Annotated in this window: 8 protein-coding genes; 7 read left to right on the top strand and 1 reads right to left on the bottom strand. The window is 64.8% G+C overall.

What is annotated here, in order from left to right:
- Positions 1 to 37: 37 nt before the first annotated feature.
- Positions 38 to 1,030, bottom strand: a complete 993-nt coding sequence (locus LIY45_RS30220; RefSeq protein ID WP_003218615.1) for a P1 family peptidase — start codon at positions 1,028 to 1,030, stop codon at positions 38 to 40.
- Between the two features lie 306 nt (positions 1,031 to 1,336).
- On the opposite strand from LIY45_RS30220, the gene LIY45_RS30215 reads away from it, so the two are divergent.
- The 7 genes from LIY45_RS30215 to LIY45_RS30185 all read left to right on the top strand — a co-directional run bounded on the left by LIY45_RS30215 (position 1,337) and on the right by LIY45_RS30185 (position 10,338).
- Positions 1,337 to 3,775, top strand: coding sequence for a TonB-dependent receptor (locus tag LIY45_RS30215; RefSeq protein ID WP_003218616.1), 2,439 nt, complete (start codon positions 1,337 to 1,339; stop codon positions 3,773 to 3,775).
- Between the two features lie 58 nt (positions 3,776 to 3,833).
- The gene (locus LIY45_RS30210) at positions 3,834 to 5,171 is read left to right on the top strand and encodes an LLM class flavin-dependent oxidoreductase (protein WP_226478659.1); all 1,338 of its coding nucleotides are present in this window, start codon (positions 3,834 to 3,836) and stop codon (positions 5,169 to 5,171) included.
- A complete protein-coding gene (locus tag LIY45_RS30205; protein WP_226478658.1) occupies positions 5,168 to 6,085 on the top strand; it encodes a 5'/3'-nucleotidase SurE in 918 nt (305 codons plus the stop codon). The genes LIY45_RS30210 and LIY45_RS30205 overlap by 4 nt, the downstream gene beginning before the upstream one ends.
- Positions 6,082 to 7,071 carry an LLM class flavin-dependent oxidoreductase gene (locus tag LIY45_RS30200; RefSeq protein WP_226478657.1) on the top strand — a complete coding sequence of 330 codons (990 nt, stop codon included), beginning with the start codon at positions 6,082 to 6,084 and terminating at the stop codon, positions 7,069 to 7,071. Before LIY45_RS30205 ends, LIY45_RS30200 begins: the two co-directional genes overlap by 4 nt.
- Positions 7,068 to 8,054: an LLM class flavin-dependent oxidoreductase gene (locus LIY45_RS30195; RefSeq protein ID WP_177020866.1), complete on the top strand. Its 987-nt coding sequence runs from the start codon at positions 7,068 to 7,070 to the stop codon at positions 8,052 to 8,054. The genes LIY45_RS30200 and LIY45_RS30195 overlap by 4 nt, the downstream gene beginning before the upstream one ends.
- A gap of 159 nt (positions 8,055 to 8,213) precedes the next feature.
- Complete coding sequence (locus LIY45_RS30190; RefSeq protein ID WP_226478656.1) at positions 8,214 to 9,206, top strand: LLM class flavin-dependent oxidoreductase; 993 nt, start codon at positions 8,214 to 8,216, stop codon at positions 9,204 to 9,206.
- A complete protein-coding gene (locus LIY45_RS30185) occupies positions 9,196 to 10,338 on the top strand; it encodes an LLM class flavin-dependent oxidoreductase (protein WP_003218626.1) in 1,143 nt (380 codons plus the stop codon). Before LIY45_RS30190 ends, LIY45_RS30185 begins: the two co-directional genes overlap by 11 nt.
- Positions 10,339 to 10,375 lie beyond the last annotated feature (37 nt).

Raw genomic sequence — 10,375 nt, 5'->3', positions numbered from 1 at the left:
AGCCGCCATGACAAAAATAACGGATATACACCCCACCCTAACCCCGCGCAGCAAACACCCCCCGAGCAATCGACCGAGCCACACAATCAGCCGCCGCCGACCCAATCCGCCCAATCTCCACCTGCCGCCGAGGCCCATCCGCCACCTCCACTGCCCCCGAAGCCAACGCAAAAACCGTATCCCCATCAAACGGCAAATGCGCCGGCCGCACCGCCCGGGCAATCCCGTCCTGCGCCATGATCGCCACCCGCTTGCACTCCGCCACCGTCAACCGCGCCGTACTCGCCACCACCACCAGCGTGGTATTGGCCCCCGCTTGCAGACGCCCCATGGAATCCAGCCGCGACAACTCCGGCATCGGATCACTGCAATCCATCTCCGTCACCGGCCGCGCCCCACCAAACTCCCCCGCCACCTCCCAGGGCCAGGCCCAGAACGTCTCGCCATCCGGCATGTAGACCGAACCAATCGGGTTAGCCACCACCAACGCGGCAACCACCAACCCATCGCCCAAATCCAGGGACGCCGTCCCCAGCCCGCCTTTCAGCACCCCGGCCATGGCCCCACGCCCGGCCCCGACAGAGCCCAGCTCAAACTCCGGACCGGCATTGGCCAGCGCCTCGAACCCCAGCCGCCGGTAAGGTGGCTCCAGGCCCCAATCCTTGTCCCCGCCATTCGCCAAATCATGCAACACCGCCGCCGGCACGATAGGAATCGCCGGTGCACCCGGCTTCAAATGCAACCCCACCTGGTCCTGGGACAACTTCGCCGCCACCGCATCCGCCGCCGCCAGGCCAAACACCGAGCCACCGGCAAACACCAGCGCGTGCAGCTGGCCCACCATGTTCTCCGGCTCCAGCGCCGCGGTTTCGCGACCACCTGGGCCTCCACCGCGAATGTCGATACTGGCAGTCCAGAAACCATCCGGGCGGATCACCGTGACGCCGGTGTCGGCGTACAGGTCTGTGGCGTGGCCAACCTCCAGGCCGGGAATATCAGTGAGGGCGTTGCGCGGGCCAGGTCTAGGCATACAGAAAAGCTTCCTTGGGTTTAGGTATGGCGTGGGGAGAGCAAGGGGTGTGCCAAGGAGGCGCTCCCCCGGCCCAGCGTACGCTAGCAGCTTCGCGAAAAAATCCCCTGCACAAAAACCAACACCCTGCCCTCCCGCCTGTTAGAAAAACACCACCCGCCCCGTAAACCCTCCAACAACTCCTTGTTATCCAAGACTTTTCAGCGATGGCACAGCCTTTGCTCTCCTGCCTCCACCAGAGCTTGAACTTAACAAGCCGTTCTCGAACAAGGCCCGTTGCCTAACCACACTGGAGTGTTGCACATCATGAATCCATCACGCGCCGCAGGCCGCCGCCAACCCGGCAAGGCTTTCGCCCATACCCTGTTGTTCCTCGCCGTGTGCGAGGCCGTCAGCTACAGCAGCCTGACCCTCGCCGCCGACGCCCCGGCCAGCGATAACCCCCTGGACACCGTCGTGGTCATCGGCAACCGTGGCCAGGCCCGCACCCTGGCCGACAGCCCGGCGCCGGTGGACGTGATTTCTTCCAAGCAGTTGCTCGCCACCGGCCAGGGCGACCTGACCCGTGCCTTGAGCAAGGTGCTGCCGTCCCTCAACCAGCCGGCCTCGTCGGGCTTCGGTTCGACCTCGATCGTGCGCCCCATCAGCCTGCGCGGCTTGAACGGCGACCAGGTGCTGGTGCTGGTCAACGGCAAGCGCCGCCACAACAGTGCGCTGCTGAACAACGCCACCTCCCTCAACTCCGGCTCGCAACCGGTGGACCTGGACATGATCCCCACCGCCCTGGTGGATCACATCGAAGTCCTGCGTGACGGCGCCTCGGCGCAATACGGGTCGGACGCCATCGGCGGCGTGATCAACATCGTGCTCAAGCAAACCGACCACGGCGGCAGCTTGTCCACCACCTACGGCCAGAACTATGAAAACGGCGATGGCGAAACCGTGCGTCAAACCGGCAATGTCGGCCTGGCCCTGCCCAACGACGGTTTCATCAACCTCGCCCTGGACGTGAAGAAACAGGACGTCTCGGACCGTTCCGATGCGGCGCCGTACACCGACAGTGCCGGCAACACCAGCCAACGCCACACCTACTACGGCACCGGCTTGCCCGAGGCGAAGAACTTCAGCCTCGGCTACAACGCCGAGCTGCCGGTCGCCGACGCGCTGACCCTGTACTCGTTCTCGACCTACACCCACCGCAACTCGGAAAAGCCCCTGGCATTCCACCAGCCGCCGTCGTTCAACGGCATCCAGACCCCGTACCCGGAAGGTATCGAAGACAACCTGCGCTTCATCGAAGACGACTTCCAGGTGGCGTTTGGCGGCAAGGGCCAGGCCGCCGGCTGGGACTATGACCTGTCGAGCACCTACGGCCAGGACCATGCCCGGGCCACCCTCACCGACACCTACAACCTGAGCTACGGCCCGAACTCACCGACCTCGGTCGACACCGGCGTAAAAACCTTCAGCCAGTGGACCAACAACCTCGACCTGACCCGCGCCTTCGACCTCGGCCTGTACAAGCCGACGCAGATTTCCTGGGGCCTGGAACAGCGCTACGAAGACTACAAGATCGGCAAGGGTGACCTCGCCTCCTACGCCAGCGGGCCGTTCGACACCGGTGCCAACGGCGCGATCATTCCACCCGGGACCATTTCCGGTGCCGGTACCACCCCGGCCGACGCCGCCGAAAAAAGCCGCATCAGCCTCGCGGGCTACGGCGAGATCGGCCAGGACCTCACCGACAAATGGCATGTGGACCTGGCCGGGCGCTACGAGCACTACAACGACGGCTCGGGCACCACCACCAACGGCAAGTTCTCCACCCGCTACCAGCTGACCCCGATCCTGGCCTTGCGCGGCACCGTCAGCACCGGGTTCCGCGCACCGTCCCTGGCCCAGCAGATCTACAGCTCCACCTCGCAAACCAGCGTCAACGGGCAACTGTTCGACTACCGCAACGTGGCGGTGAACTCCGATGTGGCCAAGGCCTTGGGCGCGACCACCCTCAAGCCTGAAAAGTCGACCAACTACAGCATCGGGCTGACCCTGCAACCCACTGACAACACCAACATCACCCTGGATGCCTACCAGATCGTGATCAAGGACCGCATCGCCCAGACCGGTTACCTGGGCGGCACGCCGCAAATCAGCGCGATCCTCGCCGCCGCCGGGCTCAACCCGAACCAGGCGGTGACCTACTTCACCAACGCCCTCGACACCACCACCCGCGGCGTCGACCTGGTGGGCGACTACCGCCAGGACATCGGTGCCTATGGCAGCCTGAAATACAGCGCCGGCTTCAACTGGAACACCACCCAGATCGACTCGATCCACGCCTCGACCGTGGCCGCCCAGGCCCTCGGCCCGGACGGTGGCTATGACCGCCAGCGCCAGGGCAACCTCAAGTACGGCTTGCCGCAATCCAAGCTGCTGCTGGGCACCACCTGGACCTACGACAAGGTTGAAACCAGCCTCAACCTGACCCGCTACGGCTCCTACACCGAGTACGGCACCGCCGAGATCTACGACCGCAACTTCGCGCCGACCTGGATCACCGACCTGAACATCGACTACCACCTGACCAAGGCCGTGACCCTGAATGCGGGGGCCAACAACCTGTTCAACAAGTACCCGAAACGCACCGACCTGGTAAGCAGTTCCGGCGGCTTCCCGTACGGTACCTTTTCGCCTTACGGCACCACCGGTGGCTATTGGTACACCGGCGTGACGTACGCCTTCTGACCCAGCCCGCGGGGCCGGTTCGCCGGCCCTGCGCCTGACCTTTTGCGGGAGCCTGTCCATGACCCGACGTACCGATCAACTCAAGCTGGGGGCCTTCCTGGCCAACAGCGGCCACCATGTATCAGCCTGGCGCCATCCCCTGGCCCAGGCGGATGCCAGCCTGGATTTCGAGCACTTCAAACACATCGCGCAAACCGCCGAGCGCGGCAAATTCGACGCCTTGTTCGTCGCCGACGTGGTCGCCCTGTGGGGCCATCATCATGACGCCCTCAGCCGCACTGCCCGCGCCGAACACTTCGAACCCTTGACCCTGATGGCCGCTTTGGCAGCCGTCACCAGCAACATCGGCCTGATCGCCACCGCCACCACCAGCTACAACGAGCCGTACCATATCGCCCGCAAGTTCGCCTCCCTCGACCATCTGTCCAAGGGGCGCGCTGCCTGGAACCTGGTGACCTCGGTGGTCTCGGATGAGGCCTGGAACTTCGGCCGCGAAACCCATATCGACCATGGCGACCGCTACCAGCGCGCCGAAGAATTCCACGATGTGGTCAAGGGCCTGTGGGACAGCTGGGACGACGACGCCTTCACCCGCGACAAGGCCAGCGGGGAGTATTTCGACCCGGCCAAACTGCACACCCTGAATCATCGCGGCGAACATTTTTCCGTACGTGGCCCACTCAACGTCGCCCGCCCTCCACAGGGCCATCCGGTGCTGGTGCAGGCCGGTGCGTCGGAACCCGGCAAGGCCCTCGCCGCCCGCGTTGCCGAGCTGATTTTTGCGGTCAACCATGACCTGGCCGGCGCCCAGGCTTTCTATCAAGACATCAAGCAACGCGCCGCCGCCTTTGGCCGCGACCCCGACCACATCAAGATCCTGCCCGGTGTCACCCCGTTTATCGGCGAAACCCGCGAACAGGCCCAGGCGCTGTTCGAAGAGTTCCAGGCCCTGGTGGACCCGGTGCTGGGCCTGCGTTTCCTGGCCGATACCCTGGGCGATGACATCGACCTGTCGGGCTACGACCTCGACGGCCCGCTGCCGGAAACCCCGGTAGGCCAGCGCGGCAGCCGTCGCGACAAACTGCTGGAACTGGCCCGCTGCCAGAACCTGAGCATCCGCCAGCTGTACCTGCACCTGACCGCCGGCAACCCGGTAATCGGCACCGCCGAAGACATTGCCGACTTCTTCGAGCAGTGGTTCGAAGCCCGTGCCTGTGACGGGTTTAACGTGTTCTTCCCGTACTTCCCGGGTGGCATCGACCTGTTCGTCGAGCAGGTGATCCCACTGCTGCAGCAACGCGGGCTGTTCCGCACCGAATACGAAGGCACCACCCTGCGGGAAAACCTCGGCCTGCCGCGCCCGGCCAATCGCTTTACCCGGGGAGTCACACCATGAAGCGCAGCGCATGGATGCTGGCAGTCGGCAGCCTGTTCGTCTCGAAGGCCTTTGCCCTGAACATTTTGCTGAGCAACGACGACGGTTATCAGCACCCCAATATTCGCGCCCTGTACACCGAGCTCAAGGCCCAGGGGCATACGGTGCGGATTGCCGCACCGCAGGCCGACCAGAGCGCACGGGGCGGTGCGTTTTTCTTTGGTCGCGAAGTCACCGTTGGCCATGACGACGACCCGGCCTACCCCGACAGTTACTACATCAGCACCACTGAAAACGGCGTGTGCCAAAGCCCCGAATGCGCCGGCAAAGACGTGCAGATCGAAATCAGCGGCACGCCGGTGATGGCCTTGCTGATGGGCCTGAAAAAAGTCATGCCCCACCCCGACCTGGTGATCGTCGGCCCCAACCCAGGGAATAACCTGGGGGCGATCAACAGCGCTTCCGGCACGTTCAACGTCGCCAGTGTCGCGGTGCAGGCGGGCATTCCGGCGCTGGCGGTCAGCACCGATTTGAAGGAGGCAGACCCACAACGCGCGGCGCAACTGGTGGCGAAGCTGGTCAATGCCCTGGACCAGCATCGCCAGCCCGACGGCGCGCTCTTGCCCAAGGGCCTGGGCCTGAATATCAACCTGCCAAAAGACCCACAGATCAAGGGCGTGAAACTCACCCGCATCGGCAGCTACGTGGGCTTTGAAGCGGTGTACACCGACGACCTCAAGCAATTCAAACTGCCGGGCAAACCCGGCATCGGCTTCCAGTACAGCCCCGTCGCCACCGCCGAGCAGCAGAAGCAGGATGAGGCGGTATGGCTCAACAAGGGTTACCTGACCATCAGCCCGTTCAGCGGCCTGCCGGAGTCGATCAATGCCGGCCCCGCGCTGCAAAAACAACTGGCTCGCGAGGTGCTGCCATGAGTTCGCGTTTTTCCCTGGGGTTTCTCAGCCGGGTCTACAGCCCCGGCTTCGAGCCCAAGGTCTACCGCGACACCGTGGAGTTGTTCAAGGTCGCCGAAGAGCTGGGCTTTGACAGTGGCTGGGTGGCGCAGCACCACTTCGCCAGCGAGAACGGCCGCCTGCCCTCGCCCCTGGTATTGCTCGCCGCCATCGCCCAGCGCACCCGCAGGATCAGCCTGGGCACCGGGATAATCGTGTTGCCCCAGGAAGCGCCGCTGCGCCTGGCGGAAGACGCCTCGGTGCTGGACCTGTTGAGCAATGGCCGGCTGGAGCTGGGCCTGGGTGCGGGTTTTGATCCCGACACGTTCACCGCATTCGGTCGTGAGCCTGAGGCGCGCCACCGCGACTATGAGCAGCACCTGCAACAGTTGATCCATGCCCTGGGCAACGCCCCCCTGACCGACAGCGGCTCACGCCTGTTGCCACGGGCAGCCGGCCTTGGGCAGCGAATCTGGGAAGCCACCTCACGGGTGGAACGGGTGGCCGAGCGCGGCCACGGCCTGATCATGGCGCCCAACCCGCACCTGCCGCCCGAAGCCGGGGTAGAACTGGTCAACCGCTATCGCAACGCCTGGACCGGTGACAACGGCACCCCGCCCCGTGTCACCCGGGTACAGGCGCTGATCCCGAACCCGGACGCCGCCACGCGCAACGATATCCAGGCCTACGTGCAACGCCAACAGAGCATCGGCGTGTACAAGGCGCCGGTGGATGATGATTTCGACGCCACCCTCAGGCGCCTCGGCATCCTGCACGGCCCGGTCGAGCAGATCATCGAGCAGTTGCAGCAAGGCCCGAGCCTGACGGCCAATGACCACCTGGTATTGCAAGTACAGACCGCCAGCACCCCGCTGCGGGAGGCGATCCGTGCCCTGGAAATCATCCGCGAACAGATCGCCCCGGCCCTCGGCTGGCAACTGACACTGCCCCAAGGAACCCTCACATGAGCTTCAAACTGGGCTTTCTCAGCCACGCCTTTGGCGACGATCCTCAGCAGGTCTACCGCGACCTGATCGAACAATTCGAAGTCGCCGAGGCCCTCGGTTTCGACGGTGGCTGGATTGCCCAGCACCACCTGAGCAACGGCTTCGGCCGGCTGCCGTCGCCGCTGGTATTGCTGGCGGCGGTGGCCGAGCGAACCCGGCATATCGAACTGGGCACCGGGGTGATCGTGCTGCCTTTCGAAGACCCGATCCGCCTGGCGGAAGACGCCAGTGTGCTCGATGCCCTCAGCGGCGGCCGGGTGCAATTGGGCCTGGGCAGCGGCGGCGCCAACCTCGACAATTTCAGCGCGTTTGGCCGTGATGCCGTGCAACGCCAGGTCGATTTCAGCGAACACCAGCAGCAGGTCCAGCAGTTACTCGACGGCGAGGCATTGATGCCCCACAGCGCGCTGACCCTGCAACCGCCAGCAACCGGTTTGAGCAGCCGCTTGTGGCACTCCCACGGCAGCCTCGAAGGCGCGGCATACACCGCCAGCCAGGGCAACGGCCTGCTGCTGGGCACCGCCACCCACGATCCGCTGACGGTGCAGAAACCCCTGGCCGATGCTTACTTGAACGCCTGGACCCGCACCGACCGCCCACCGAGAATCGGCGTGGTGCGGGCAATTTTCCCGGCAGCGGATCGTGCCAGTGCCCAAGCGGAACTGGCGGTGGATATCGAGCGCCACATCCCCCGCTTGCAACGCGAGGGCCTGATTGATCAAGCCGTGGACCTGCAGGAGCACCTGCGCCTGATGAACGTGCACCACGGCCATCCCGACGAAGTGATCGCCAGCCTGCAACAGGACCCGTCCCTGCTGCCCTATGCTGACTACGTGATCGCCGTGGTCCAGGCCGAAAGCTCGACCCAGGCGCAGATCCTCAAGCGCCTGGAAATCATCGCCCGGGACATCGCCCCGGCCCTCGGATGGAGAGGACGAGAGTAGGATGATCAAACGCCCTGAAAGCGTCAGCTCCCGTAGCAGCTGTCGAGTGAAACGAGGCTGCGTAGCGGTGTGCCAGATACACCGCGAACGCAGCCTCGCCGGGGCTCGACAGCTGCTACGACGACGCGTGATGCTGATGCCAAACTATGGAGCCCGTGTATGCCCCTTGAATTCAGTTGGTTGATGCCCCTCTGTACCCCCGACTGGGCGGCGCGGCCGGGGCAGTGGATCCAGCTGGCCCAGGCGGTGGAATACGCCGGCATCGACGGCCTGTGGATCCCCGGCGGCGCGCTGTGTGCCGACAGCCTCGGTGTGGCGGCGGCGTTATGCGCCCACACCCGACGGGTGCAATTGTCGGTGAGCGTACCGCCGGAAGTCATGCTGCCGGCGGCCCTGGCCACCACCCTGCAAAGCCTGCAATCGATCAGCAGCCACCGGGTGCGCCTGCACTTGCCCGACGGCGAACAAGGCAGCCTGCGCAGTGCGTTTGGCGAATGGCTGAACCGCGACCAGCGCAGCGAACGCATCGGCGAATACCTGGAGATTCTCCAACAACTGCTGACACCGAATGACGGCGGCCTGGATTATCAAGGCCGCTATTTCCAACTGGAAAACGCCGGCGTCGCCCGCCGCGAACTGCCCGCGCCGCCACTGGTGCTGGACGACAGCCAAAGCCACGCGCTGGTGGCTGGCCACGCCCAGGTCTGCCTGTTGCGGCCTGGGCATCCGCAGTGGCTGGCCCAGGAAATACAACGCTGGCGCCAGCTTCAGCTTGGCCTGGACTTTGCCTGTACCTTCGGCCTGGTCATCGGCGACAGCGAGGACCTGGCCTGGGAAACCGCCGCCGCCCTGCTGCCGACCCAAGACCTGCCCAACCACCGCATCGCCACCGTGCCCCGCGACCGTCACCCGTTGCGCCAGTGGGAGATCCACCCGAACCTGCTGCAACTGCACCCTGGCCAACCGTTGATCCTGGTGGGCACGCCCCGCCAAATCGCCACGCGCCTGCAGGAACTGCACGGCCTGGGCCTTGGCCACATCATCCTGCAAGGCGGCCCGGCGGTCGGCGAAGTGCTGCGCTTTGGTGAACAGATCCTGCCGCTGCTTTTTCAACACGGCCTGCGCAAGGAGCGCCTGCACCATGAACACTGAGGTTCGCCCCCCGATCCAGCTCGACTGGTTCCTGCCCACCAATGGCGACGGTCGCCACCTCACCAGCAGCGGCCTGCCCAAGGTCGGGCTGTTCCAGCAAGGCGAACGTGCCCCCACCCTCGATTACCTGCGCCAGATCGTGCGGGCTACCGAACAGGCCGGGTTCGACGGGATCATGGTGCCCACCGCCAGCGGTTTCGAGGATCCCTGGCTGATTACCGCGGTGCTGGCCCAGGAGGTGCGGCGGCTTAAATTCCTCCTGACGTTGCGACCAGGCATGGAGCTGCCGGCCTATACCGCCCACCGTGCGGCGACCTTGCAATTGCTCAGCGAGAATCGCCTGGCGTTGCATGTGGTGACGGGGTCCAGCCGTTTTGAGCAGCGTTCGTTGGGGGACTTTCTCGAACACGATGAGCGTTATGCGCGTACTGCGGAGTTTTTGCAGGTGTTCCAGGCGGTGTGGGCTGGCAAGCAGCCGGCGCATCCGGGGCGCTACTACCGCAGTGGGATTAACACGCCGGTGGCGCCTGGGGCCGAGGTGCCGGCGATCTATTTTGGGGGTGCCTCCGAGGCTGCCGAGCAGGTGGGGGCTGCCCATGGACAGACGTACCTGATGTGGTGTGAGCCGCCGGCGATGATTGCCGAGCGGGTGCTGCGGATGCGTGAGTTGGCCGCGATGCAGGGGCGGACGTTGCGCTTTGGGTTGCGCTTGCACATCTTTGCCGATCGCACTGACGAGGCGGCCTGGGCGCATGTGGAGCGGCTGTTGGAGGAGATTCCCAAGGACGCCATTGACCAGGCGCAGCGGCAGATGGCCAAGTATGAATCGGTGGGGCAGAGTCGCCAGACCGAGTTGATGAAAGGCCGTGGGCGTGGGGCGCGGGAGCTGGAGGTTTCGGCCAACCTCTGGGCCGGTGTGGGCCTGGTACGGGGCGGGGCCGGGACGGCGCTGGTGGGGAGTTATGAGCGGGTGGCAGAGCGGATCGAGGAGTATCACCAGCTTGGGGTGGACAGCTTTATTCTCTCGGGGTTTCCGCATCTGGAAGAGTCGATTCATGTGGGGGCGGAGGTGTTGCCTTTGTTGCGCAGGATTGGGGCTTCGGGGAGGGATGTTGAGGTGGGTCGGGGTTGATTGAGTACATATCCGTTTCTTCGGTTATGGCTGATAT

The sequence above is a fragment of the Pseudomonas sp. MWU16-30323 genome (assembly GCF_020515595.1).
Lineage (GTDB): Bacteria > Pseudomonadota > Gammaproteobacteria > Pseudomonadales > Pseudomonadaceae > Aquipseudomonas > Aquipseudomonas yamanorum.
This window is presented reverse-complemented; position numbering and strand designations above follow the sequence as displayed.